Raw genomic sequence first — 25,154 nt, forward strand, 5'->3', positions numbered from 1 at the left:
GTTCACTCCTGCAGGCTGACGACGACGGCGGTGACGTTGTCGCGTGCCGCCCTGCCCATCGCCAGTTCGAACAAGCGCGCCAGCAGCGCGCGTGGATCGCCGAAGCGGTGGCATTCGGCATCCAGCTCCGGGTCGGGGATTTCCTTGTTGATGCCGTCGCTGCACAGCACGAACTGCGTGCCGGGCAGGCTGGGGGTCAGCACCCAATCGACGAACAACGGTTCCTGCGCGCCTACCGCACGGGTGAGCGCACCGGCCGCGGCAGCGGCGGCCTGGGCGCTGCCGAACCGGGTCACGTCCTCGCGCACGCCGTGCACGTGGTCGCGGGTGAGCTGGCGCAGCGGGCCGGCATGGCGGGCGTAGATGCGGCTGTCGCCGACCCAGCCGCACAGCATGAAATCCGGGTCGTGCACCAGCACCACCACGGTGGTGGCGATCATGTCCACGCGGCGCTGCCGCGCGGCGTGCAGCAACTCGGCGTTGATCTGCGCCAGGGTGTCGTCGATGGCATCCAGGAAGTCGCACAGGTCTGCCGGGCGCACCAGGGCGCCCAGGCGCTGCACCAGCAGCTGGCTGGCGTAATCGCCGGCGCTGTGTCCGCCCAGGCCATCGGCCACTACCCACAGCCCGGCCTCCTCGCGCACCAGCAGCGCGTCTTCGTTGAGGCGGCGCACCTTGCCGGTTTCGGTATGTCCGGCCGAGCGGTAGGGCGCGCTCATCGGGTCACCTCGGTGATGTCCTGTTCGGCCAGCAGCCAGTCCAGATAGCGCTCGGCGGCAGGCAGCCCGTGCAGCGACTGGGCGGCCTCCCCTGGCCGCCACCACAGCGCGTGACCCTGCATTGGCGCCGGCGCGGTGGATGGCGTGGCCGGCACCGCCAGCGCGCCCACCGCGGTCTCGAAACCGGCCGCGTCGGTGCGTGCGCGCAAGGCGCGGCCCAGGTAGGCGGCCACCGCGCCGAACCACGCCGGCGCCGGCAGGCACGCGTGCGCCCACGGCATCGCCAGGACCAGCGGGAAACAGCGCCCCACCCGGTCTTCGCCCGGGCCGAACACCCCGGCCCAGGCCTGCGGCCCGCACACGCCGGGCCCCAGCGCGAACGCACGCACGCCACTGCCGCGATAGGCGGCGGGCCAGCGCTCGCCGAGCGGCTGGCGCACCGCCTCCAGGCAGGCGGCAAAATGCGCATCCCAGGGCTGCACGAAGCCGGACGGCAGGCGCCGCTGCACGAAGTCGCCCACGCCGGGCAACTTGCCGTAGAAGCCGAGTTGTTCGGTGGCCGGCATGCTCATCCGCCGCACGCAAAGCGCTGGACGTCGCTGTCCAGGAACGGATGCCGCAGGTTGCCCGCGCGCAGCGGCACCTGCACGTCGTGGCCGCCGAGCGCGAAGCTGGCGACGAAACGCAGGTCGGAGGAATTTTCCAGTTGCCCGTCCTGCAGCGCGCGAAACAGCGCCCAGTCGCCCTGGTAATCGAGCTTGCCCAGCGCCACGCCGTCGGCGCCGAAGGCCGCGATCGAGACATGCCCCGGCACCGGGCCGGGCCAGGTCATCGGCATGCTCTGCGCCGCACCGGGCTGGTAGTCGTAGCGCTGGCCGTCGATCTCCAGGGTGAGCCGGGTGACGCCCTCGCCCAGCGTGGGCGCCAGTACGGTGAAGCCCACCTGCGGGCCCGGCCCGTCGCGGAAATATTTCTGCCGGATGCGCTGGGCCAGCTGCAGTTGTGCCGGCAGGCCGGGGGCGCCGACCACCGCGTCGGGGCCGTCCTTCCAGCGCCAATGCGGCGCCTGGGTGTCCAGCAGGGCCTGCACGGTGCCGGTGTACAGCGCATCCAGGCGCCCGCCGCTGCCGAACAGTTCGCCGAAATTCTGCAGGGGAATCTCCACCTGCGCGGCCGGGTCGAACGGGTAGCGGCCGCGCACGAACTCGCTGCACACCTCGCCCACCGACTGGCGCACCTGTGCATCCAGCGCCGCACGTGCCCCCTGGGTCATCAAGGTGGCGCTGCTGCCGGCCAGGCCCTGCAGCCAGCCGGTCACCGACGGCGGCAGCTGCGCCATTTCCTGCCGCGCCAGCGCCAGCTGCGCATTGGCCGCCGCAGCATCGCCACGGCCTTGCGACACCACCAGCAACTGCTTGCCGAGTTGATCGAGCACGCGCAGCAGCTGGTCCAGCGGCGTGCTGCCGGGCGCACCGGCCGCCAGTGCGTTGAGGGCCAGAAAATGCTCGCTGATGGCCGCCCCCGGCGCGGGTGCGGTCGCGGCCGCAGGATCGGGCGGGGTCGCCAACGCGGCGCGCATCGCTGCCCCGCCCGGCAGCCTGGCCGCTGCGCTGCCGGCGGTGGCGGCCGCCTTGCCGGCCACCGCGGCGGCAGCGCGCTGGGCCGCATCCGGCGGTGGCGCGCGGTCCATCGCCTGGGTGTGGTCGCCAACCACGCCCAGCAGCAGCCGCAGCGGCGAACTGGGGCCGGCCAGTTTGGCGGCGGTGGCGCTGGCGGCGGCCAGATCGGCGGCCGGGCGCAATTGCAGATCGGCCAGCAATCCATCCCAGTAGCGGATGTAGTCGGCCTCGTAGCGCTGGCCGACCTGGCGCGCCAGCGTGGCGCGGGCGGTGGCATCCAGCGGTGCGCCGCCGAACACCCAGTCGTCGCGCCCGAAGCGTTCCACCGCCTGGCCGATGCCGTCGCGCTGCAGGGCCGCGAACACCGGTTGGGTGTACAGCGCCGGCACCGGCGTGGACAACGGCGTGCCGCTGCGGCGCACGAAGGTGTCGGCGAGCAGGCCCAGCGATGTGTCCAGCCGCAGCGGCGTCCCCGCCGGTGGCGTGAGCAACAGGTTGCCGTAGATCAACGTGGACAGATCGGCCGCCTGCAGGCTGGCTTGCGCCTGCGCGATGCGCTGCCCATCCAGCGACAGCGCGCGCACGCGCGTGGGTGTGTCCAGCAAGGCCTGCAGCTGCGCGCCCAGCGCCTGCTGCTGCGCCGGATCGCGCGGGAACAGCTTACCGGCCTCGATCGCCGCCAGCGCGCTGAGCTGGGCCGGATCCAGGTGCTGCGGCTGGCCCAGCATCAGATAGCCCTTGAGCGTGTAGTACAGCGCCTGCGGCGCCTGCGCGTTGTCGACCAGCCCATCGCGAAAGCGCACCGCCAGTGCCGGCAGCAGCGTGGCATTGAGCTGGCGCAGGTAGCCGGCCTGCAGCGCATCGCCGAGCGCGCCGCCCTGGAACAGGCCCATGCGCAGCGCCCACGGCGTACCCTCCCGGTATTGCTGCGCCACCTGCACCACCGCGTGCGTGGCGGCGGCCTGCTGCAGCGTGCGCGTCACATACTCGGGCATGCCAGTGGCGGCATTGGGATCGGGCACCGCCGGGCGTGCATCCAGCGCCTGCTGCACCTGCGCCAGATAGGCGCGGTTGCCCAGGTAACTGGCGCTCAACCCGGCCAGGAGCGCAGCGCTCAGCACGCCCACGCCGGCATAGCCGGCCGCCTGCAGCCAGGCCATGCGGCGTTGCCGCGATGGCGGCGTGTTGGCCAGCCCGGATTCGCGCAGCACCACCTCGCGCAACAGCCGTTCGACGAAGAAGGTGCGGCGCTGCGCGCCTGGTGCCTGCACGCGCGCATCGTCCACGCCGAAGGTGCGTGCCACCGCGCCCATCATGCGATCGATCGGCGTGCCTTCCTGGGTGCCGGAGGTGAAGTACACCCCGCGCAACAGCGGCGCCGGCCCGTAGGCATGACCAGCGAAACTGCCTTCGACGAACTGCCGCGCGCGCTCGCCCAAGGCGGCCAGCTGCTGCGGGAACGCCAGGATCGCCGCGCGCCGCAGCCGGTCGCGTTCCAGGTTCAGGCGCTCGAACAGGCGTGCGCTGAGCTGCTGCTGCAGCAGGTTGAATTCGTCGGCGAAGCGGCGCGCCGCCTGGCCTTCCAGGGTCTGCGCCAGCGGGAAGGTGATGCCCCATACCTGGCTGCGCTGGGCAGGGTTCAGATCGTCGAAGAACTCGCCAAAGCCGCCGATCAGATCGCACTTGGTGAAGATCAGATACACCGGCACGCTGGCCTGCAGGTGGTCGGCCACCTCGTCCAGGCGGCGGCGGATCGCCTGCATGTGGGTGTCGCGCTCGCCATCGTCCAGCAGCAGCAGGTCGGACATGCTCATGGTCACCAGCACGCCATTGAGCGGCCGGCGCGGGCGATGCCGGCGCAGCAGGCGCAGGAAGTCGCGCCAGGCGCCGGCATCCACCGCCTGGTCCGAATCCTGCGTGGTGTAGCGGCCGGCGGTGTCCAGGAACACCGCTTCGTCGGTGAACCACCATTGGCAATCGCGGGTGCCGCCCACCCCGCGCAGCGCGGCATCGCCCATGCGCGCGGCCAACGGAAACTGCAGCCCGGAATGCTGCAGCAAGGTGCTCTTGCCCGAGCCGGGCGGGCCGATCAGCGCGTACCACGGCAGGCCATACAGGTCGCCGCCGCGGCGCTTGCGCAGCAGCGCAATGGCCTGCTGGAAGCGCGCCTGCAGCTGTGCGCGTTCCTGGCCGCTGCGCAGTTCGCGGTCGTCGTCGCGGCCGGGCGCAGCCAGGGCGCTGGACAGCCGGGCCGCACGCCGCTGCGCCTGCCAGCGGCGCAACGCCAGCACGCCAATCCATAGCGCGATCACCAGCACGATGGCCACCACGCGCGCAGCCACGCCGGCCAACGGGCTCCAGCCGCCAATCGCCACATACGGCCCGCCCACCCACAACAGCACCGCAAGCAGGCTCAATGCCAGCACGCTCACCACCACGGTGGCGCTGGGCGCGGACAACAGCGTCTTCATCGTCATTCCCCCGGCTGAAACAGGATGTCCACGCGGCGGTTGCGCGCGCGATTGGCCGGCAATTGCGGCGGCCGTGCCAGCGGTTGCGAATCGCCCGCCCCCAGCGCTTCCACCCGCCCCGGCGTGGCCAGCTGCGCGCGCAGCAACTGCGCCACCGCCTGCGCACGCGCCGCCGACAAGGCGTAGTTGTCGGCAAACCGCAGCGAGCGCACCGGCACGTCATCGGTATGCCCGACCACGATCACCCGCCCCGGCAATCGATCGATCGCCGCGGCGATCTGCGCGATCAGGCCACGCTGATCCGGCTCCACGTCCACGCCGCCGGAGGCAAACATCGCCGCGCTGCTCAGGCGCACACGGGTCTGGCCATCGGGCTGCTCGTCCACCTGCACCACCCCATCGCGTTCGGGCGCGGCCAGCTGTTGCTTGAGGCGCAGCGGCGGTGGCGGCAACGGCGTGGCATCCGGCGGGGTGGCCGGCGCAAGCCCCCACTGCGCCGCCTGCGCACTGATCGGCGCGGCCAGGGTGCTCAGGCGTGTCTGGAACCACACGAAGGCCACCACCAGCACGCTCAGCCCCAATAGCGCGGCAGCCCACAACGGCAGGAAGCGTCCCAGCCGCCGGCGATCGTCCACACCGCGCCAGTGCGGCGCCAGGCTGTCCGGTGCGGCGCCGCGCTCGGCGCGGATGCGCCGGTACAGATCGTCCTGGATCTCGCCCAGGCGGGCCAGGCCACCGGCCTCGATCTGGTAACGGCCCGCAAAGCCCAGCGCCAGGCACAGGTACATCAGCTCGATCAGATCCAGATGCCGCCGCACATCGGCGCACAGCCGCTCCAGGATCTGGAAGAACTTGGCCCCGCCATACGACTCGCTGTGGAAGACCACCAGCAGCGTTTTCTGCGACCAGCCGCTGCGCTCGCCCCACGGTGCGTTGAGCACCGCCTCATCGAGCAGCGCGCACAACACATAGCGTGCGGCGGTGACCGCTTCCACCGGCGCACCGCCCTGGTGGGCGCGCTGCTCGAAGCGGCGGATCTGCGCCATCGCCTGCTCGCGCAGGCGCGCCACCTCCGGCAACTGCGCGCTATGGCGCAGCTGCACCGCAAGCAGCAGCAAGGGCGTGGCCGCCTGCACCAGCGGGTTGACGCTGCGCCCCAGCAGTTCGCTGATGTCGGTGTCTTCGGCAGCGATGGCCTCTGCCGGCAACGGCGCGGCAGCGACCGGATCCAGTTGGGTCAGTGGACGGCTCATGCGCTCAGCTCCGGATCGCCCACAGTTGCAACTCCAGCCCGGCGAATTCGCTGCCGAAGTGGAACGCGATACCGCCGGAGGTCTTCAAGCTGCGCCATAGCGCCGCGCTCTTGTCGAACTCGAAGTACAGGTAGCCGGCGTGGTAGGGAATCTGCCGCGGCGCCACCGGCATCGGGTTGGCCACGATGCCCGGCAACTGCAGGTTGACCAGATCGCGGATCTGCTCCACCGGGCCGATCTTGGCGTGCGCCGGCAGCAGCCGGCGTAACTCTTCGCTGGGCATTTGCGCCTTGGCAGCCAGCACGAAGGCGGCGCTGTCCAGCAGCGTGGGATCGGGCACCATCGCCACCCACACGCCGAATTTGCGTGCCTGCATCGGCAATGGCGTGGCGGTCTGTTCGAGCACTGCGCTCAGGCTGCTGCGCAACGCGCCGATCAGCGGCTCGAAGCTCTCCTGCTGTGCCTCATGCCGGTAGACCGGCGATGCCGGCGGGCGCTTGCCGGGCGCGGTGAAGGTGCTCAGCTCGCCGGCCAGCGCAAGCAAGCCGCGGAACAAGTCTTCCGGATGCGCCAGCGGTGCGGCGGCCCAGTGCGCGATCTGCGGTTGCCAGCGGTTGACCAGCTGCAGCAGCAGGAAATCGGCGATATCGGCCGCGCCGCCGCGGTCGGTGAGCGTCACCCGTGCGGCCAGGGCTTCGCCACGCTGGTGCAGCAGCCCGAGCAGCTCGGTCAGGAACGTGGCCAGCCGCGGCGCGGCCTGGCACACCATCGCGCTGGGAATGAAGTGTGGGTCCAGCACCACCTGGCGATCGGCGCGCGTTTCGATGATGCGCGCCACCGCGATGCGGTCCAGCCCTTCCAGTGGCTGCGATTGCGGCAGCAGCCGCGTGCTCAGGCCGCCGACTTCCATCAGCACCGCCTCGGAAGTGCTGCCGGATGCATCGCCGCTTTCGGTTTCGCGCACGCGGTAGCGGAACAACTGATCGACCGGCGATTCCGGGCGCCCCAGCTCCGGCTGCGCCGGCACCTTCAACGGCAGGGTGAGATAGACGATCTGGTCGCGGCAATTGGGCTCCACCTCCATGGCCACCGGCAACGGATCGTCGCCCGGCATCGCGAACGGCGTGCCATCGGCAAACACCCCGCGTGCCCGGCGCAGCCCCAGCTTGCCCACTGCCAGCAGATCGGTTTCCCATTCCAGTTCGCTCACGCCCCAGGCGTGCGGCCGCAGCCGCGCCGCACGCAGATCGACATAGCGCTCCAGGTAGCGTTCCTGCTGCTGCAGATGCTGCGGGCGCAGGAACAGCCCCTCGCTCCACACGACCTTGTTGTTGTGCATGATCCACCTGCGGTGAGAAAGACGGCCGCCGCGTGAGGCCTTGGCGCCCCGCCACGCTGTCGCTGGCAGTGCATGTCCGCTCCGGCACGCGTGCCGATGGGCCGAGCTGATGGACCGATCTTGCGCCGCAGCCAGGCACCCAACCCGACAGAATGTCTCAGCCCTCAAGCTGCAGAACGTCGCTACCAGGCGCCGCTGGCAGCGCGTCGCCGACCGGTGCTGCACCCCGGGTGGCAACCGTTTCCCTGCCCTTTTCTGTGTGACCCCAACCGAAATCTGACCCCGCCCGCGCTGCGCGCGTTCATCGAATTCGTCAAACAATTGCCTGACTGAGAGCAGCTGACAAAACTCCTGCCTTCACCGCCAGGCGGGCGCGGCCGGTGCCGGGGATCGACATGCACCACTCGTGCACTCCGGTTCCTCTGCGCCGCACCTACCTGACGAACGCTCGCGACGGTTTGGTAGCCGCTCCAAGCCTTGCGCCCCTGCGGTCGCAACGCGCCCGTGTCACCCCTGCGATCCGCGTGCCGCAGGCTGGCGCCGCGCCGATTTCAGGCGTGCCAGCTGCGCCTCGTAGGCGCGGGCGAACTCGTCGCCGAACAGGCGGCGGAAGCAGTCGTCCGGGTCGCTACGCAGCTGCTCGAAGTTGTCGCGATAGCGCTCCCAGTAACGCCCCTTGCCGCCGAAGCTCAAGCGCTTGCCGCCGGCGTCGGCCTCCTGCTCCAGCCGGTCCGGGCTGAAGTGGAACAGCATCGCGTCGAAGGCCGCGCGCATGCCGGCCAGCATCGCCATCTGGTGGCAGCGGATATCGTCGAAGGCATCCTCGAATGCCGGCACCCCGGACAGGAACGCGGGGCTGGGCGGGGCCAGCAGTTTCTGCAGGGCATCGTCGGCGGTGGCGGCGAACTTGAGCGGGTTGTTCTCCGACCGCTGGATCACCGTGACCGGCAGGCGGAAGCTGTTCTTGATCTCCGCACGTGCGCGCAGTACGTCCATCACGCCATCCACCACGATGGCGAAGATGCGATCCAGCTCTGGTGGCAGGGATGTTGCTGACGTCGATGCATCCGATGGGTCTGATGCGCGCGGGAGCATCGCTGCCACCGGCGACGCCGACAGCGCTGCTGGAGCAGCCAGCGTGCCGGCCATGGATGATGACGAAAGCGATGGCGATGGCGATGGCGGCGCAAAATCGCCCAGCGTCATATCCCAGTTTTCCGGCAAGGTGGCGCGCGCGTCGGCACTGGCCGGCGGGCGAAAATAGTCCTGATTGGCGTTGCTCTGATTCCAGGCGCTGGGCGTGGTGTCACGCGCCGGTGCAGGCAGCGGGTCGAGCAGGCGCAACGGGTCCAGCTCGCGCGGCGTGCCGCCCAGCAGCAGATCGTCCAGCAGCGGGTCCACGGCAGGGCGCGCAGCAGGCGGCGTCTCGAACTCCAGCACATCAAAGCCCGCAGCGGTGGTCGCGGCACGCGCCGGCGCAGCCGGCGGCGCTACCTGGGTGCGGTCGTCCATCGCATCCAGCAGCGGGTCCAACGCCGGCGCGGGTGTCGGGGCGACAGCCAGCGATTGCACTTGCACCTGGATCTCGAAGCTATCGAGCTGCAGACGGTCGCCATCGCTGAGCGCGGACGGGTCCGCACGCGTCAACGCCTTGCCGTTGAGCGACATGCCGTTGGTGCTGCGGTCCTCGATGAAGTACATGCCGTTGAGAAAACGCACCACCGCATGCGTGCGCGACACCCCCGGTGCTGCCAGCACCCAATCGCTCTCGTCCGAGCGCCCGATGCTGCCGCCGCTGCCGGCGAACCGCTTCTGCGCATTGGGCCCGAACTGCGCGGCGTGCGCGCCGCCAACGGTGAGGATCAACTGCGAACTGGACACGACACGGGCTCCTGCAAATGATGATCGATATTCAAAAAAAAAACGTGGTGCGGCTGACAGCAGGTAGCGAGCGGCTATGCAGGGTTTGCTGGCCACTTGGGGTCATCTGGATGGTCCCCAACCGCATTGGTCGAGGGCGCGGTGCCCTCACCGCTCACGGGACACGCCGTTAACCCGTCCCGGGGGCTCGATGGCTGCATCCATGCCGCCAACGGTCCCGCAAGCGGCGAGGACACCGCACCAGAGGGTGAGTCGGTTGCTTTGTTGAAAGCCACCTGGTGATCGCGGTGCGCTGCAAAGCTGATCGGAGCTGGCGTCATTCGAGAAACCTGCCTTATGCCTTGCTTGCACCATGCATACCGACCATTTCAGATGGTCCTTGCCCGCCCACCGGCGCGGGACCTTGAGCGGCATGGATGCCGAGCCAGAGCCTCCAAGGACGGATTCACGGCGTGTCCCGCGTTGGTGGGCGGGCAAGGGCTCTGCAACCAGACCACAGACCCACTGCCCTGCAGCCGATGCAGCCACGGCGTCCAGGCCCCACGACACCCCGGATTTCACGCTATTGAAGTGGCTGGAAAACACTGCGCACACTGGATCGACCGCTTTGCTGCAATGACCAACAAGCGATCTCATGGCGCACCCGCACTGGTGAGCAACTCCAAGGCATGCATCGCGTAGCCGCTGCGGCGCGCCGCCAGCTGCGCCGGCTCGCGTGCAGCCAGCAAGGTGATGGCGGCGGCCACCGCGCGCGCGGTCAGATGCTCGGCCGGCGGCACCTGTGTGGCCTGTTGCGGCGGCGCCAGGCTGCCACCGGACCAGGCCACTGCCGCTGCCAGCCACGCACCCAGGGAGACGTAGCCACCGGCATGCGCAAACGCCTGCGCCGCGCGGCGATGCGTTTCGCTGGGGTCGCGCACCCACTTTTCCGCCAGCGCGGCACCGGCGCGGTCTTCCTCGTCCAGCGCTTCGCCGCGCACGCACTGGCACAGCCAGGCCACCGCGTAGCGCTTGGGCAGCAGGCGCGCGAGCAGCTTGATCGCATCCTCGTCGTGGCCATGCGCCAGCAGGGCGCGCACCGCCGCCTGCGGCGCGATCGGCGTGGCCAGCTGCGCACGCGCCGGCGCGGAGACCTGCATGTCCGCGCACGCCTGCGCCAGCGAGAGCATGGGCGCGCTCATCCGATCATGATCAGGCCGCCGCCGACCTGCACCAGGGCATCGGCCTTGATGCTGACCAGCGGGCCCTTGAGCGTGGCCGAGGCGCCGGCTTCGGCGCTGAGCATGCCGCCGGACGACAACTTCAGCGTGCCATCGCCGGCCACTTCCGTGGCTGGCGATTTGGCCTGCAACTGCGCGTCGGCGATCAGCTTGATGGCGGTGGAGGTGGTCTTGGCCTCGGAACTTGCATCGATCAGGATCTTGACCCCGCTGAGCACGATGTCGCCGTTTTGCTTCATCACCAGCCGCGCACTGCCGGTCACCAGCTCGATCTCTTCGCCGGCCTGCAGCAGCAGTTTCTTGCCGACATCCACGCTGTCGTTGTTGTCGATGCGCGCGGTGCGGTCGTGCTTGACCGTGAGCACCTGATCGTTGTCCACCGTGGCGGTATGGTCGTGCTGCACCGCTTCGCACAGGTCGCGCTGCGCGCGCAGGTAGACCTCTTCGGCGCCGGCTTTGTCGTCGAAGCGCAGCTCGTTGAAATCCGCGCTGCCGCCCAGCAGGCTGCGGCTGCGCACGCCGCTTTGGGTCTTGTTGTCCGGCAGCGCGAACGGCAGCGCGTGATCGGCGTTGTACACGCTGCCCACGATCAGCGGGCGGTCCGGGTCGCCTTCCAGAAAACTCACCACCACCTCCTGCCCCACCCGCGGCAGACTCATCGCGCCCCAGCCCTTGCCCGCCCACATCGAGGCCACCCTCACCCAGCACGACGGTGCGCCATGCGCGCGTGCGGAGCCGGACCAGTGGAAGGTGACCTGCACACGGCCATGTGCATCCACCACGATGTCTTCGTCGGTGTCGCCGGTCACCACCGCGGTCTGCAGGCCGGCAATGCTGGGCATGGGCGTGCGCGCCACGCTGCGAAACGGCAGCCGGCTTTCCATCACCTGCACGGTACTGGAAAACGGCGGCGCGTCGGCATGCCCGGGCGCTGCCAGCGTTGTCTGCGCCGAGAGCACCAGATACTCCTGATTGAGCTCGCTGCGCGGATGGCCGTGCAGGGTGAACAACGCCCCCACCATCAGCCCGCAGGCATTGGTGGTGGCCTGGTGGCTGGCGCGCTGCACGTTGTGCGCCTCGGTGCGGACCTGCACATAGCGGCTGCCATCGGCCTGCAGCGCATGCGGGCCGGGGTAATCGAACGCGGCCAGGCCATCCACCGGGTGCAGGCCGGCGCCGCTGGCGTCGAACTCGGCCGCCAGCGAGGCGCGTGGCTGCTGCGGGTCGTAATCGGTGACGACATGCTGGGTGGAATGCAGCGCGCGGGCGTTACGCCAGCGGCTCACCACCGAGCGCAGGATGCGCCGGTTTTCCAGTTCCGGCGGCACGTACGGCAGGCTGTCCACGCCGTTGCGCTGCGCATGCGCGCCCAGCGCGTCGCACAGCACCATCGTGTGCGCACTGCGGCCATGGGTGAAGTAGTAATAGATGCCTTCCTGCTCCAGCAGCCGGCTGATGAAGCTGAAATCGTCTTCGCGGTATTGCACGCAGTAGGTGCGCTTGGGGTACTGCGTGCTCAGTTGCTGCTGCACATCGCTGTAGCCGATCTCGCCCAGCACGCTGACGACGATCTCCGGCACGCTCAGGTCCTGATAGATGCGGCAATCGCGCCGTTGGGTGAGCAGCCATGGCCGCGGCACCAGGTGCAGCTCCAGCACCGTGTAGGCGATCGCATCGACGACGGTGACGCCGGCCTGCGCGCAGGTGGCCACGATGCCGTGGTACCAACGCTGCTCGCCGTTGTCGTCAGCCAGTTGGACCGCCACCGGCGTGGCGAGCAACGCCCCCAGGTTGGGCTGTGCATCCGTGCACAGGGCATCGATGCGGTAGTCGAACAACTGCCCCAAGGCCTCGTGCGCCTGCATGCGGTGCAGCCGCAGGCGGTCGCCAAGGTCGGAGTGCAGCGTGATGGTGCGCGGCATCGAAGCATCCACAGGTGGGTAGGCAACGCGGGGTGCGCCGGCCGGCAGTGCACAATCGCCGGCCTGCGCGCACCGTCGCATGCCGGTCACGGGCCATCACTGCCAGGGCGATGCTCCCATGCAGGCAGCGGGCAAAGCCGACATTTCGTCTCAGCACTGCGCAGGCGTGCGCGCCGTCACGACCCATCCGTGCACAGGCTGGCCACGCTCGCTGCGCAGCACATCCAGCAAGATTGCCATCGGCTGCAGACCGGCGCTGTGCAAGGCGGCCACCACATGCGCATGGCTGTGCTGATAGCGGCCGCTGGCATCCAGGTCGACCCGGTCGCCGTCTGTCTCCAGCGCCTCGACGGTGAAGCCAAGCACGCCGCCAGGCCGCAATGCACCGGCCGCCGCCGCCAGCACCGGTTGCAGCGCGCCGAAGTACACCAGCGTGTCTGCGCAGGCCACCACATCCCAGCGCGCGGGCGTCCCCTGCAGGTAGGCGGTGAGTTCGGCCACCTCCAGCGCATCGTAGCCGCCGCGCTGCTGCGCCTTGGCCACCATGCCTGGCGACAGGTCCACACCCACCAGCTGCTGCGCATACGGCCGCAGCAGGGGCGCGCACAATCCTGTGCCGCAGCCGGCATCCAGGATGGCCAAGTTGGCGCTCGGCGCGGGCAGGCATGCCGCCAATGCGTCGGCCAGGCGCTGGGGCGCGCGGTAGTCCAGGTTGTGCAGCAGTTGTTCGTCGAAGCTGTCGGCAAAGCCATCGAACAGCTCGCGTACATAGCTGTCCCCGGCACGCGGCGGCGCGGCGACGCCACCGCAGGCCGCGAGCATGTGCGCGGCCACCGCATTGCCCGGGTCGCGCGCCAGCCACGCACGATAGACCGCCTGCGCCTGCACGTGCTCGCCAAGCAGGTAGAGCCCGGTGCCCAGCGCCTCGCGCGCCGGCAGATGCTCCGGCGCCAGGGTGCAGGCCTGCTGCAGGCACTCCACCGACTGCTGCAGATGCTCGGCGGCCTGCGCGTTGTTGCGCAGGAACAGCCCCAGCAAATAGTGCGCCTGTGCCGAGTCCGGATGGGTATGCAACAGCGCCGCGTAGGTGACGAAGGCCTCCTGCGGGCGCCGCTGCGCTTCCAGCACCGCAGCCAGATTGGCCAGCGCATCGGCATGGGCGGGTGCCAGCGTCAGGGCGCGGCGGTAGCACTGTTCGGCATCGCCCAGCCGCCCGCATTCGCGGTGGATGTTGCCCAGGTTGTTGCACGCATCCGGCTGGGCGGGGTCCAGCGCAAGCGCCTGGGTGATCGAGACCACGGCTGCGTCGCTCTGCCCGCGCTGATGCAGCAGGACGCCGTGGAAATGCTGTGCGTCCACGTGCGCGGGCTGTGCATCCAGCACCTGCCTGTACAACTGCGCGGCGCGGTCGAACTGGCCGCTGCGGTGCGCGTCGATGGCCTGTTGCAAGGTGTCCGGCGGCAGGCGGGTGGCGGTGTGCATCGGGGCTCTCCAAGGGGCGGCAAGATGACGACGGAATTGCTGCAGTACGGGTGCGGGTGCGGGTGCGGGTTCGACGATGCGCATCGTGACCGGCCAGTGCGTGCTGCGCGCCGGCGTTGCGCCTGTTGCAGGCGCGGTGCGCCCGCAGCATCGCGGCAATGGCTGCGGCTGTGGCCTGTGCGCACGCGGCGAACGCGCAGCAACCATCCCGCGCGCGGCGGCTGCGCTCAGCCGATCAGCACGGTGAAGCACCCCAGGGTGATCACCCCGCCATGTGCGGTGCTGTCGCCCAGGCGTGCGGCCGGCTGCCCGGCGATCAACACGGTGGGCGCACCGGCCACGATGCTGTCCGGCGGGCCCACACACACCGCCGCATCGCCGATGCGTGCGGCAGGCAGGCCGCCGATCAGTACCGTGGGCGCACCGGGGCCGAGGATGGGGCCGCCCACGTGCGGCACCACCCCGGTCACCATCGGGCAGACGTGCAGGTCGGTCAGGCGTGCGGCGGGTTGCATGGCAACGCTTCGATGCAATCGGTGGCGGGCACTGTGGCGCCTGCGCCTACCGCTCACCCGACAATTCGTCTCAGCGCTGCGCCACCACCGAGGTGCTCGCTGCGTCGGCATCGGCGTCGGCGGGCGTCGGTGTTGCCGGTTGCAGCTGCGCCAGGGTCTGCCGTGCGGCGCGCAGGGGCTCCTCGGCGTTGCCGAAGATGCCGGTGAGGATCTGCACCGCCTGCTGCGCATGCGCGCGTGCGTCGGCTGTCCGGCCCAGGGTGCGCTCGGCCTCGGACATGCCGCGCAGGATCTCGGCGGTCTGCGGGTGCGCACGGCCCAGCACCCGCAGCGAGGCCGTCAGCGTGGCGCGCTGTTCGGCCAGCGACTGTGCCGCCTGCCCAGCGTCCAGCAACCAGAACGCATGGTTGCTGCGGAAGGTGATCGTCTCAGGCGCGTCTTCGCCAAACATGCGGCGTGCCCGCTCCAACGCCGCCCGGTAATGCGGGCCGGCCTCGGCCAGCTTGCCCTGTTGTCGCAATGCACCGGCCAGGTTGCCTTCCACCATCAGCGTGTCGGCGGCGTTGTCGCCATAGAGCTTGCGGTGGATCTGCAGCAGCGGCGTCAGCTCGGCCTCTGCGCCGGCGAAGTCGCGCTGCATCAGCAGATACACCGACAAACTGTTGCGCATCGACAGCACGAACGGATGCTCGGGCCCGTCCAGGGCGATGCGGTCGCGCAGCAGGGCGCGCTGCAAGGCGATCGCCGGTGCCACTTGCCCGACCTCGGCCAGCATGGCGGCGTAGACGTTGCCGGCGTCGATGCGCTGGCCTGCACGCGTGGCGGGGTTGGCCAGCGCCGCCACGTAGGCATGCCGGCTTTCGGTCATGGCCTCGGCGATGCGGCCCTGGTCGCGCAGCGTCCAGGCCAGCCATCCGCGCATGTCGTTGGCCATGGTCTGCTGCTGCGCATCGCCGCGCTGCGCGTGCGCAATGCCCTGGCGCAGCAGCTGCGCGGCTTCCTCGCGCTTGCCGGCACCGCGCAGCGCCTGGCCCAGCATGGAGGTGGCCTTCAGCGCAGGCAGGCTGCCCTCGCCCGCGCTCTCCCGCGCCAGCCGCTGCGCGGTGCGCAGGTGCTCCACCGCCTGCGGATACTTGGCCAGCGCAATCAGGGTACGGCCCAATGTCAGTTCGACATCGGTGCGTGCATCGGGCTGGCCGGCCAGCTCGCGTGCCGCACGCTGCGAGGCCTGCTCCAGCACGCGCAGCATCAGCGTCTTGTCCAGATCCTGCGCTACGCCCGGGTCCACGCTGGACAGCACCGAACTCATGAAATCGCCGGTGACCCGCGCGCGTTGCGCATCGCGCGCGGCCTGCTGCAGCGACCACAGCGTGGCGCCCACGCCGCCGATCGAGGCCACGGCCACCAGCCCGCCGGCCAGCACACCGCTGCGATGGCGCTGGGTGAACTTGCGCAGCCGCAGCCAGCGGCCGGCCTGCAGGGCGCGCGGCGGGTAGCCGTCGAGCCAGCGGTGCAGATCGTCCAGCAGCGCCGACACCGACGCATAGCGTGCACCCGGTTCGGGTGCCAAGGCACGCAATACGATCGCATCCAGGCCATCGCGCAGCTGCTGCAGCAATTGCACAGGGGTGGTGGCGCGCGCCGCGCAGATGCGTGCGCGCGCAGCGGCCGGCACCGCAGCCACCCGTTGCGAAGGTGGCTGCGGCACGCCATCGCTGCCGGCCACCGGCGCCAGCCCGCAACTCAATTCGTAGAACATCGCGCCCAGCGCATAGATGTCGCTGCGTGCGTCCACCTCCTGCGCGCCGCGTGCCTGCTCCGGACTCATGTAGCCGGGCGTGCCGCGACCATGCGCCGAGGTCAGCCCCGGGTTGGCCGCATCGATGGCGATGCCGAAATCGATCACCCCCGGCATCGGCCGCCCGTCGATGTCGCTGACCAGCACATTGCTGGGCTTGAGATCGCGATGGATCACGCCCTTCTGGTGTGCATGCTGCACCGCCTCGCTCACCCGCAGCATCAGCAGCACGCGCGCGTGCAACGACAACCGGTGCTCGTCGCACCACCAGGTGATGGGCTCGCCGCGCAGGTACTCCATCACCAGGTACGGCCGGCCCTGGTCGTCGGTGCCCACATCGTGGATCTGCGCGATGGCCGGGTGCACCATCTGCGCCAGCAGCCGGCATTCGAATTCGAACAAGGCCCGGCCCTGCGCATCCAGTGCGTCGGCCGCCACCAGCTTGATCGCCACCTCGCGCTCGTAGGCACCATCGGCGCGGTGGCCCAGGTACACCTGGCCCATGCCGCCGGCACCGAGCAGGCGGTCGATCGCCCACGCGCCGAAGCGCGTGCCCGCCGGCAGTTCCGGCAGCGGTGCGTGCAAGGCGGCCACGGCCTGTTTCAACGGCGCGCGTATCCGCAAGGTGGCCTGCGATTCCACCGCCAGCATCGCCAGCAATTCATCGCGCAACACGGCATCGTCGCCGGCCTGCGCGCGCGCGAACGCGTCGCGCTCTGCGGGCGGCAACCCGCAGGCCTGGTGGAACAAGGCCTCCAGCCGTTGCCAGGTGGTGGCCACGCTCACAGCTGCGCCGCCAGCCAGACCCGTGCAAAGCGCAGGTCGCGCTCCAGCGTGGGCACCGACACCTCCAGCTGCTCGGCGGCTTCGGCCACGCTGAAACCCACCAGTTCGGTCAGCGCGAACGCGCGGGCCTTGCGCTCGTCCACCTGCGCCAGCTTGTCGAAGGCATCGGCCACCAGCATCAGCGCCTCCGGTCGCGCTGCGCCATCGGACAGGCTGATGGTCAGCGTCACCGCCTGCCCCAGCCGCTTGGCGCTGGCCTGCTGGCGCGCCAGATCCACCAGCAGATGCCGCATCTGCAAGGCGGCCACCGCATAGAAGTGGGTGCGCGACCGGAACGCCTGCTGGCCGTGTTCCAGCCGCATCCAGGCTTCATGCACCAGCTCGGTGGCCTGCAAGCCGGCACGCGCATCGCGCCGCAGCTCGCGCAAGGCCGTGGCCCGCAGCACCTCATAGACCTGCCGCGCCAATGCATCGCCCGCCCCAGGCTCGTCGCGCTGCCAGGCCTGCAACAACTCGGTGATCGGCAGCTCGGACATCGAGGTCCCTCTCGCCTGCGTGGATGCGCAGTATCCCGCATTGGCGAGCAAGCGGAACAGGCAAAACGTAACGGTTTAGCGCCGCGACCAAAACGCCTGCGCTCACCGCCAGGCGGGCGCGGCCGGCGCTCGCGCGGCATGTGCCCCTAGAACACTCCCGTTCCTCTGCGCCGCCGCTACTCCCTTGACGACCGCGGGCTACGGTTGGCAGCCGGTCTTGGTTGGCAGGGACGCGGCGGCAGGCGGGCGGCGGCGTTTGAGTTTGCAGCCAGCCGTCATGGTCAAGGCGTTACCGGTCCCCTCGATCAGCGCACCCGCCCCATCCGGCTGACGCACCTAGCAGCCAGGCTCACGCCCGGCCGCATAGCGCAGGCCCTGCCGCAGCTGGGCCAGGAACTGTGCATTCGCATACACCGCCGCATCGTGGCCCAGCCCGGTGTACCAGGCCCGTCCGCCGTCGAAGGCATGGCACCAAGCGATCGGATGGTCGGCACCCATCGTGCCGCCGGCATACAGCCGCTCATCCACTATCGCGATCACCTGCACCTGCCCGCGCGGGTTATGCCGGTAGTTGTAGATCTCATCGGTGATCGGCCAGCTCTTGCCGACCGCCTGCCCCTCTCGCTCAGGCTGCACACGCGTGGACTGCAGCCCCGGCGGATGCCCCTTGAACCAGGCCCCGACCAGCTGCCCGTACCAGGGCCACTGATAGCCGGTATCGGTGGCCGAATGCACGCCCAGGAAGCCACCACCCTGCCGAACGAATCGCTCGAACGCCTGCTGCTGCGCCGGCGCCAGGATCTCCCCGGTGGTGCTGGCGAACGCCACCACGCGGTAGCGCGCCAGGTTGTCGGCAGTGAAGACATCCGCGTCCTCGCTGTGATCGGCCGCCATGCCCTGCTCTGCCGCCAGCTGGCGCAATGTCGCCACCGCCGCCGGAATCGACGCGTGACGGAACCCGGCGGTCTTGCTGAAGATCAACATCCGCTCCGGAGCGGACGCGGCAGTAGCGGTGAGGGAGGCGAGCATGCAGATCAGGGCGAGCGGGAGTCTGTGCATGCGTGCATTGTTGCGCGATATCGCATCGAGCGCGCGCCCTCGTTTTTGCCATTGGCGATCGCATGCGTCGCCAATGGCAACAAAGATCGAGCCCATGCGCCTCTCGCTGCGGTCGCTCAAGGTCACATCAATCCTGCATCGCCTATTTCCGTCTGCGGTGCCCCGGCAATCACGTTTCGAATCTGGATCCATACAAACCTTCGTACGTCGTGGCGCAGGCTGAGACGAATATCGAGGCCTGGGCTTTCTGCGACGAGGTTGCCGTCAGCGCCGTCACCTTCGTACCACCCGCGTTGCAGCCATTGTGCCCAGTGCGCAAATTGCTGACATCGCCCCAGCATACGAAGCGTTTAAAGTCGCTCTTGAGCGTTTTCTTGGCGAGCTGCGCGTGTTCGTCCAGCGCGATGGATAACAATACCCAGGGGATGACGTGGCAGACAGGAGGCTTGCGCAATTTTCCATGCGGCGTCGAGGCCGCGCCCACTTCCTGAAACTGCCCATTCAATTTGATGGTGCCGTCGCCGGACTCACCACAGGGCACTTCGAAGCCGCCTTTCCCATCCGGCTTTCTGGCCGCATAGACCAGATTCCAGGTGGTGCTGTAAGGCCCAGGCCGCCCAGGTACGCTACCAACCCAGTCGAAATCATCGTCGTTGGCGTCGACAACGGCATCGGCCAAGCTGTTGATGCCAGGATCGCTTTGCAGCAACTCCCATTCGCTGGCGCCGTCCTTGAATTTTCCCGGTGGCCAAGATTTGCGTTTGTTGGGTACCCACGACATCGTCCACCCCATCGAAGATGACGTCACCGGCAAAGACACAGCAGGAAGACGAGGGACGTATTTTCTTATCGGGCCGGAGTTCCAACCCGTCAAAACGTCTCTGTCATCAACGAGCGCTGGCAAATCTGAGCCATCGTTTTCCCCGACCCCGTCCGCTATCCGCTGCCTGAGACAACGACGGCCGAGATAGCCACTGAGCGCAATGGCCGCCGACGATTCGAGCACTCTGCGTCGCGCATGAACGATCCGCGGCACGCCGCCGTGTGCAGGCGCTTGCCTGCGCTCAGCGACGCAGGGCCACTCACGCTCAGCGCTTGGCCGCCTCGCACAGTTTGCGATTGAACCAGGTGGACCTGGCGATGGGCAGGTACGCATCCCAGTCGCTGGGCGGGAGCATCGTGCTGTTCTTGTCCAGTTACGCCTGGAACGAGGCCTCGTCGTGGCTGCGACCAGCCATGGTCTGATCAAGCGCCGTCAGGCACTCCTGCGGACGGTTCAAGCGCAATAACGTGAGCGCGCGGTCGTTGGCGAAACGGTCGCGATCGAGCCAGTTGAGGAACTCGCCGCACTCGCCCGCAAATGCCTGCATGCCGGCAAGTGCTTCGGCATAGCGCTTGCCGCGATAGTCCCGCAGATACGCCTCACGTCGTCGGCTGCTGCCTGCGGAGGTGCAGCCGGCCGGCAACCGCAGATAGTCGCCTTCGAAATGAGCGCGTATGCCACAGTAATAGCGGCAGCTATCCTGGGTGAGTGCGGCGATGTTGAAGCCCCCTGCCAACGGCTTGAACGAGAGCTTGCAGGGCGCGTCGCCAACATCGCTCACTTCGGCCTTGTCGCCCTGCAGCGTACCCTCCAGCGAGCAGCTGTGGCCGTTGGCGCCCACGGCGAAAATCTCGAGGTGGCGCGCACCACCCTTGTCGCTGACCTGCAGGCTGCCCCAGCCGTGCTTGGTGCTGTATTGGCCGGGCGCCGGACCAGCCGCCGCCACGCCGAAAGCCACCAGCCACACCAGCATCCCGCACCATCCATATCGCCGTGCCATCGCCTCGTCCTGTGTTCGACCGGAGCACAAGTGTGCGACATCGTGGTAACTCCAAGCGAGCGTCGTGTTTGCGCTGCCGCTGAGCAGAGCGTGCTTCCGCTGTCTTGACATAGTGTGCGCTATTGGCGGAGGCCCTCGGCCAACAGCGCCTAGCGGCAATTCGCAGCTATGTCGGTCAGCCTTATGAGATCAGAGTCACTCACTCAGCACCGTGGGCTACGCGGGTGGCGTTAACACCGCAGAGCGCGTGCAAGAAATATCTGACAAAATCATCGTTCACCTACTTACCAGAAGCAGGTATCACCGCCGACAGACGTCATCCCGTATTCAAACCATCGTTGGGTATTCGCCTCTGGACTCTCCGACATGGCACGCCCTCCTCGCCTGGATATCCCACATGTTGCCCAACATGTCGTGCAACGTGGCAACGACCGTATGCCGTGCTTCTTCGAAGACGTCGACTATCGCCATTACCTGACCATGCTGCATGAAGCCGCGACTGCGCAAGGCTGCCGGATTCATGCCTATGTGCTGATGACCAATCACGTACATCTCATGGCGACGCCCTCCGCGAAGGGAGCCGTCTCGCGCATGATGCAGGCGCTCGGCCGTCGCTACGTCAGCTACATCAACATCAAGTACCGACGCACCGGCACGCTCTGGGAAGGCCGCTATAAGGCCTGCCTGGTCGACGCCGAACGGTATGTCCTGGCCTGCTACCGATACATCGAGCTCAACCCAGTGCGAGCCGCAATGGTGACCGACCCTGGCGCCTACCGCTGGTCGAGCCACCGCTACAATGCTCAGGGCATCCATGATCCATTGATCACTCCACACGAAACCTATCTGGCGCTGGACGTACAGCCGGTTAAGCGTCTTGCTGCGTATCGTGTGTTATTCGCTGAAGCCATTGACCAACAGCGCCTTGCAGAAATTCGCATCTACCTCGAACAACAACGTGCACTTGGCACACCGCGCTTTCAGACACAGATCGAAGCGATGCTGGGCCGCTGCGCCACGACTCGGCCGCGTGGACGGCCGAGCGCTTCATCCAAGTGATGTTGGTAAATCACTCTGACCCTTTTGTTCTCTTCATCCAAGTGATGTTGGTAAATCACTCTGACCCTTTTGTTCCCGGACCCTTTTGTTCCCGGTCGACGCCGAACGGTATGTCCTGGCCTGCTACCGATACATCGAGCTCAACCCAGTGCGAGCCGCAATGGTGACCGACCCTGGCGCCTACCGCTGGTCGAGCCACCGTTACAACGCTCAAGGCATCCATGATCCATTGATCACTCCGCACGAAACCTATCTGGCGCTGGACGTACAGCTGGTGACGCGTCTTGCTGCGTATCGTGCGTTGTTCGCTGAGGCTCTTGACCAACAGCGCCTTACAGAAATTCGCAGCTACCTAGAACAACAACGTGCACTTGGCACACCGCGCTTTCAGACACAGATCGAAGCGATGCTGGGCCGCCGCGTCACGACTCGGCCGCGTGGACGGCCGAGCGCTTCATCCAAGTGATGTTGGTAAATCACTCTGACCCCTTCTGACTAACAATCTTTGTCATAAGGCACGTCCTTACCTGCGATATCCGGATAAAGCGCGACAGTGCGGCGATAGCTGGAACCGTACTTCTCATATCGAATGAGCTGTCCATTTTCCAGCTTGAACTGATCCTCTCGCTCGGAGAAAGCCGGACATGCGGAGTGGCCATTTCCTCCGTCATCGCTACAGTAGCGGATATACAGCGTGTCTCCGCGCACCTCTCCCTGCAACTGCCCATCATTGCCGCGTACGTTGGTGCCCTCGCTCCAGTCACCGGTCACGCGATCGCCACTCTGTTGGAGATGCAGACTCAGATAGTGGCCCAAGTCGCATTTCTTGGCATATGCCCACTCCCCGGAGAACGGCGGGGATTTGCTCGCGGAAGCGGAGGTAGCTCACGAGGTGATCAACGCCATCACCATCACTAGCGCGGCCACTGGAAAACGCGGGATTGATCGCTCTTGCTCAGCCATCGGTCACTCCTTGGACATGGTCTGCGGCTCGTATGTGCGGAAGATAGCAACTAGGCCCTGGGCGTTCCACAGGTCCCAGCGCCGCCCTTCATTTGCTGTGCGTTCTTGCCTCAAGCCAACCAAGCTAGGATCAGTGCAGCCACCCGCCTCCCGCAGGCGGCGCCTCGGATTCCGCTAACGGGGTCAGGTTCTGAGGTATCCCCACATTCCCCTTTGCAAAATCAAGCACTTGGTGCGCCGGGATATTGGAAGAAGGTGCGCGCATGGGGCACGCTTCAAGGTGACTAAGCCAGAGAAGAGTGCCAACCATGCGCGCCAGCGAAGTATTGCAGAAGTGCCTGTCCAACTCACTCTCCGGGATGCATGCATTACGTCAACGCAGCTTGCTGCGCGCGGTTGAAGCGCTGGTGCATGGAGGCAGGCTGACGCTGATCGACATTGCACGTGCGTGGCCTGGCGCGACGCGGGTACGTGCGCCCCTCAAGGCATGCGACCGCCTGCTGTGCAATCGCGCGTTGTACGCCGAGCGGTCCGTGATCGAGCGGGACATGGCGCATTGGCTGTTGCGCGGGGCGCAGGCGGTGATCGTGATCGATTGGCGCGATCTGAAGCCGGACAAATCGTGGTGCCTGCTGCGCGCCGCCGTTCCGTTCGGTGGGCGCACGCTCACCTTGCTGGACATGGTTGTCCCGGGAAAAGAGCAAGGCTCGCTTGGTGCGGAGAAGCGCTTTTTGCAGCAACTGCGCGCCTTGATTCCAGACGCTGTGCGTCCGATCCTGGTCACCGACGCCGGATTCCGCACGCCATGGTTCCGCGCAGTGTCGGCGATGGGCTGGGATTGGGTCGGGCGTCTGCGCGGTCGCACGCAGGTCAAACCGCAAGACGTGCCCGATGATGCAGCGCAGTGGATCGATAGCCGACGCCTGCATGCGCTGGCGTCCAACCGCGCACACGAATTGCCACCGATGCAGGTCAATCGCAGCGATCCGCTCGATTGCCGCCTGGTGCTCTACGCCAAGACACCGCAGGGACGGCAGCAACGCAATCGACGCTCGCCGTTGCCTCCCCACAGTTGCAGGCACCCAGCGCAAAGCAATTGGTCAACCTGTACGCACGACGGATGCAGATCGAGCTGGCATTTCGGGATCTGAAGTCGCATCGCTACGGCCAAGCGATGGAAGACAGCCTGACCCGTCGAGGCGAGCGGTTGCAGATCCTGTTGTTGCTCAACACCCTGGCCACCTTCGCCAGTTGGCTGGCAGGACTGGGCTGCGAAGCCACCGGCATCGCCCAATGGCTGTCGCCACGCAACAGTCAGCGCAAGCTTTACTCGACACTGCGCATCGGCCGCGAGGCGTTGGTCAGACGCTGGCCGATGGAACCTGTCTCACGCTGGCTGGAACGCTTGCGCACACTGCCCGACGCAGTGCGCGAGCAGATGACGCTGGTACCGTAAACACGTGGGGATACCTAAGAACCTGACCCCGTTACCCCCCGCTCGTCCATCGCCGCCTCCTCCCCGGTCGGTCATCAACGCGTGGCTCGCACGGGAGACGACTCGACGCTCGCTTCCCGGCGCGTGCCGGGTTCCTTGCGGACGGGGATTGTCGCAGGAACAGGACGGAGACTTGGAGATTCGCCACCGGTCGAGCGCTGCACCGTGATCGAGAGCCAAAATTTGCGATCTCGATGTGGGGTCCGCGATGGACTCAAAGGTGGAACGTGTACTTCGAAGACCCTCGCATTCTTTCAACTTCAACGATCATGCTCTTCACCGTGTCATTGTCGGTGTAGCTGGCGATGGATCCCGGGATGAAACTTGAACTCCTGTCATCAAACATAGCAACGACCTTCGTTCTCATATACATCTCGTAACCGGCGACCAACTCTGCAATGGCTTGTTGCATGGTTATCTTCTTAGCAATTATTCCTCGCTGTGCGATATAGACGCTCTCTTGGGTTTTCGGATCTGCGGAGGAAACCTTTTTGTATGCCTTTCCATCGTATATCTTCGCGAAATTCTCCCTGTTGAAGTCCACAAGAGCCTTAGCTTGTCCATCCAGAACATCTGGATGCGTCCTGGATAACGATTTCTCTTTCGTCCTCTGAACAAGGTTATGGATACCGTCTAATCCGGCTGGCGATGTGAATTGTTTCAGAATCAGGCCTTGGTAGTAAACGCTTTCCTCATAAAACGTCGTGACTTCGGTGAGGTAGGCACTCACACCCAGTCCAGTTAGGAGCGCGCCTCTTTCCTCCTTGGGTATGAGTTCGACAAGCCTACGAGTGAACTGGGCTAAGACACTGCTCGCAACATTACCGAGCTTGTTTCCCCCGGTGAAACAGCCTGCCAAATTGATCTTCCGGAAACAGATTCCCTTCTTGGCGAGTCCCGCGACTACCTCGGCGAGGAACACTGCAGACGGGTTGGACTGAGTCGCGCCTGCGTGAATTAGAAAGTAGAGTCCGTTATCCCGCGAAGCCCCAAGCACATCACTGCTCGCGAAAATGGCCTCCACCACCTCTTCCACCTTAGCGGACTTGCCGAACTCGGCCGATACGACAGTGACCGCGCTGGCGCGGACCGTCCTACCCTTGTATTTCTTGGAAAGTGCTTCAAGATTGTCCGCCAACTCCTGGTCCCCATCACCGTGGTAAAAAGGGATCAGCACGATGTTCTCGCATTGCATGCTCTTTCTCCGTCATTGA

At 67.2% G+C, this 25,154-nt stretch carries 18 protein-coding genes, 1 other RNA gene and 3 pseudogenes; 5 read left to right on the top strand and 17 right to left on the bottom strand.

The window, feature by feature from the left end; translation table 11 throughout:
• Window positions 1–2: 2 nt before the first annotated feature.
• Genes HG421_RS17665 through tssK form a run of 5 tightly spaced genes read right to left on the bottom strand, consistent with a single transcriptional unit; the run spans window position 3 to window position 7,401 of the window.
• On the bottom strand, window positions 3–719 hold the full coding sequence (locus tag HG421_RS17665; protein ID WP_169707496.1) for a PP2C family protein-serine/threonine phosphatase: 717 nt from the start codon (window positions 717–719) through the stop codon (window positions 3–5).
• Window positions 716–1,291: a type VI secretion system-associated protein TagF gene (tagF, locus tag HG421_RS17670; RefSeq protein WP_169707497.1), complete on the bottom strand. Its 576-nt coding sequence runs from the start codon at window positions 1,289–1,291 to the stop codon at window positions 716–718. The genes HG421_RS17665 and tagF overlap by 4 nt, the downstream gene beginning before the upstream one ends.
• Window positions 1,288–4,815: a type VI secretion system membrane subunit TssM gene (gene tssM / locus HG421_RS17675; protein ID WP_169707498.1), complete on the bottom strand. Its 3,528-nt coding sequence runs from the start codon at window positions 4,813–4,815 to the stop codon at window positions 1,288–1,290. Before tssM ends, tagF begins: the two co-directional genes overlap by 4 nt.
• Window positions 4,812–6,062, bottom strand: coding sequence for a type IVB secretion system protein IcmH/DotU (icmH, locus tag HG421_RS17680; protein WP_169707499.1), 1,251 nt, complete (start codon window positions 6,060–6,062; stop codon window positions 4,812–4,814). The genes tssM and icmH overlap by 4 nt, the downstream gene beginning before the upstream one ends.
• A 4-nt stretch (window positions 6,063–6,066) precedes the next feature.
• Window positions 6,067–7,401, bottom strand: a complete 1,335-nt coding sequence (gene tssK, locus HG421_RS17685) for a type VI secretion system baseplate subunit TssK (protein ID WP_169707500.1) — start codon at window positions 7,399–7,401, stop codon at window positions 6,067–6,069.
• A gap of 213 nt (window positions 7,402–7,614) precedes the next feature.
• On the opposite strand from tssK, the pseudogene HG421_RS17690 reads away from it, so the two are divergent.
• Both HG421_RS17690 and HG421_RS17695 read left to right on the top strand, forming a co-directional pair.
• Window positions 7,615–7,734 (top strand): annotated as a pseudogene (locus HG421_RS17690) (LysR family transcriptional regulator); the annotation flags it as partial.
• A gap of 62 nt (window positions 7,735–7,796) precedes the next feature.
• A non-coding RNA gene (locus tag HG421_RS17695) (sX9 sRNA) lies at window positions 7,797–7,868 on the top strand.
• 40 nt (window positions 7,869–7,908) lie between these two features.
• On the opposite strand, the gene tagH is transcribed toward HG421_RS17695, so the two are convergent.
• The 10 genes and pseudogenes from tagH to HG421_RS17745 form a co-directional block, all read right to left on the bottom strand.
• A complete protein-coding gene (gene tagH / locus HG421_RS17700) occupies window positions 7,909–9,282 on the bottom strand; it encodes a type VI secretion system-associated FHA domain protein TagH (RefSeq protein ID WP_169707501.1) in 1,374 nt (457 codons plus the stop codon).
• Between the two features lie 632 nt (window positions 9,283–9,914).
• Complete coding sequence (locus HG421_RS17705) at window positions 9,915–10,463, bottom strand: DUF6931 family protein (RefSeq protein ID WP_169707502.1); 549 nt, start codon at window positions 10,461–10,463, stop codon at window positions 9,915–9,917.
• Entirely contained in the window at window positions 10,460–12,424 is a 1,965-nt protein-coding gene (gene tssI / locus HG421_RS17710; RefSeq protein WP_169707503.1) for a type VI secretion system tip protein TssI/VgrG, read from the bottom strand. The genes HG421_RS17705 and tssI overlap by 4 nt, the downstream gene beginning before the upstream one ends.
• A 150-nt stretch (window positions 12,425–12,574) precedes the next feature.
• Window positions 12,575–13,906: a tetratricopeptide repeat protein gene (locus HG421_RS17715; protein ID WP_169707504.1), complete on the bottom strand. Its 1,332-nt coding sequence runs from the start codon at window positions 13,904–13,906 to the stop codon at window positions 12,575–12,577.
• A 227-nt stretch (window positions 13,907–14,133) separates the two neighbouring features.
• Entirely contained in the window at window positions 14,134–14,421 is a 288-nt protein-coding gene (locus HG421_RS17720) for a PAAR domain-containing protein (protein WP_029218002.1), read from the bottom strand.
• Between the two features lie 70 nt (window positions 14,422–14,491).
• Entirely contained in the window at window positions 14,492–17,023 is a 2,532-nt protein-coding gene (locus HG421_RS17725) for a serine/threonine-protein kinase (protein ID WP_169708247.1), read from the bottom strand.
• Window positions 17,002–17,541, bottom strand: coding sequence for an ECF-type sigma factor EcfK (ecfK, locus tag HG421_RS17730; protein WP_064508453.1), 540 nt, complete (start codon window positions 17,539–17,541; stop codon window positions 17,002–17,004). Before ecfK ends, HG421_RS17725 begins: the two co-directional genes overlap by 22 nt.
• A 336-nt stretch (window positions 17,542–17,877) precedes the next feature.
• Window positions 17,878–18,600 (bottom strand): ThuA domain-containing protein, encoded by a 723-nt coding sequence (locus HG421_RS17735; RefSeq protein ID WP_169707505.1) that lies wholly within the window; start codon window positions 18,598–18,600, stop codon window positions 17,878–17,880.
• Window positions 18,601–18,769: 169 nt separating this feature from the next.
• The gene (locus HG421_RS17740; protein WP_169707506.1) at window positions 18,770–19,381 is read right to left on the bottom strand and encodes a hypothetical protein; all 612 of its coding nucleotides are present in this window, start codon (window positions 19,379–19,381) and stop codon (window positions 18,770–18,772) included.
• A 307-nt stretch (window positions 19,382–19,688) separates the two neighbouring features.
• Window positions 19,689–20,423, bottom strand: a pseudogene (locus tag HG421_RS17745) (hypothetical protein).
• A 366-nt stretch (window positions 20,424–20,789) separates the two neighbouring features.
• Between HG421_RS17745 and HG421_RS17750 the strand changes: the two are divergent.
• Window positions 20,790–21,482, top strand: coding sequence for a transposase (locus HG421_RS17750; protein WP_169707507.1), 693 nt, complete (start codon window positions 20,790–20,792; stop codon window positions 21,480–21,482).
• Between the two features lie 160 nt (window positions 21,483–21,642).
• Window positions 21,643–21,948: a hypothetical protein gene (locus tag HG421_RS17755; protein ID WP_169707508.1), complete on the top strand. Its 306-nt coding sequence runs from the start codon at window positions 21,643–21,645 to the stop codon at window positions 21,946–21,948.
• Window positions 21,949–21,977: 29 nt separating this feature from the next.
• Here HG421_RS17755 and HG421_RS21345 read toward each other — a convergent pair whose 3' ends face one another.
• The gene (locus HG421_RS21345; RefSeq protein ID WP_248279518.1) at window positions 21,978–22,253 is read right to left on the bottom strand and encodes a hypothetical protein; all 276 of its coding nucleotides are present in this window, start codon (window positions 22,251–22,253) and stop codon (window positions 21,978–21,980) included.
• 500 nt (window positions 22,254–22,753) lie between these two features.
• On the opposite strand from HG421_RS21345, the pseudogene HG421_RS17765 reads away from it, so the two are divergent.
• Window positions 22,754–23,901 (top strand): annotated as a pseudogene (locus HG421_RS17765) (IS4 family transposase).
• Window positions 23,902–24,154: 253 nt separating this feature from the next.
• On the opposite strand, the gene HG421_RS17770 reads toward HG421_RS17765, so the two are convergent.
• Window positions 24,155–25,135: a hypothetical protein gene (locus HG421_RS17770; protein ID WP_169707509.1), complete on the bottom strand. Its 981-nt coding sequence runs from the start codon at window positions 25,133–25,135 to the stop codon at window positions 24,155–24,157.
• Window positions 25,136–25,154 lie beyond the last annotated feature (19 nt).

Origin of the sequence: Xanthomonas campestris pv. badrii (assembly GCF_012848175.1) — a bacterium.
In the GTDB taxonomy this organism is placed as follows: Bacteria; Pseudomonadota; Gammaproteobacteria; order Xanthomonadales; family Xanthomonadaceae; genus Xanthomonas; species Xanthomonas campestris_C.

Excerpts from the sequence above, each read along its gene's own strand:
- HG421_RS17665 (WP_169707496.1), bottom strand. The coding sequence starts at position 719 with ATGAGCGCGCCCTACCGCTCGGCCGGACATACCGAAACCGGCAAGGTG.
- tagF (WP_169707497.1), bottom strand. The coding sequence starts at position 1,291 with ATGAGCATGCCGGCCACCGAACAACTCGGCTTCTACGGCAAGTTGCCC.
- tssM (WP_169707498.1), bottom strand. The coding sequence starts at position 4,815 with ATGACGATGAAGACGCTGTTGTCCGCGCCCAGCGCCACCGTGGTGGTG.
- icmH (WP_169707499.1), bottom strand. The coding sequence starts at position 6,062 with ATGAGCCGTCCACTGACCCAACTGGATCCGGTCGCTGCCGCGCCGTTG.
- tssK (WP_169707500.1), bottom strand. The coding sequence starts at position 7,401 with ATGCACAACAACAAGGTCGTGTGGAGCGAGGGGCTGTTCCTGCGCCCG.
- HG421_RS17705 (WP_169707502.1), bottom strand. The coding sequence starts at position 10,463 with ATGAGCGCGCCCATGCTCTCGCTGGCGCAGGCGTGCGCGGACATGCAG.
- tssI (WP_169707503.1), bottom strand. The coding sequence starts at position 12,424 with ATGCCGCGCACCATCACGCTGCACTCCGACCTTGGCGACCGCCTGCGG.
- HG421_RS17715 (WP_169707504.1), bottom strand. The coding sequence starts at position 13,906 with ATGCACACCGCCACCCGCCTGCCGCCGGACACCTTGCAACAGGCCATC.
- HG421_RS17720 (WP_029218002.1), bottom strand. The coding sequence starts at position 14,421 with ATGCAACCCGCCGCACGCCTGACCGACCTGCACGTCTGCCCGATGGTG.
- ecfK (WP_064508453.1), bottom strand. The coding sequence starts at position 17,541 with ATGTCCGAGCTGCCGATCACCGAGTTGTTGCAGGCCTGGCAGCGCGAC.
- HG421_RS17735 (WP_169707505.1), bottom strand. The coding sequence starts at position 18,600 with ATGCACAGACTCCCGCTCGCCCTGATCTGCATGCTCGCCTCCCTCACC.
- HG421_RS17740 (WP_169707506.1), bottom strand. The coding sequence starts at position 19,381 with ATGTCGTGGGTACCCAACAAACGCAAATCTTGGCCACCGGGAAAATTC.
- HG421_RS17750 (WP_169707507.1), top strand. The coding sequence starts at position 20,790 with ATGGCACGCCCTCCTCGCCTGGATATCCCACATGTTGCCCAACATGTC.
- HG421_RS17755 (WP_169707508.1), top strand. The coding sequence starts at position 21,643 with ATGGTGACCGACCCTGGCGCCTACCGCTGGTCGAGCCACCGTTACAAC.
- HG421_RS17770 (WP_169707509.1), bottom strand. The coding sequence starts at position 25,135 with ATGCAATGCGAGAACATCGTGCTGATCCCTTTTTACCACGGTGATGGG.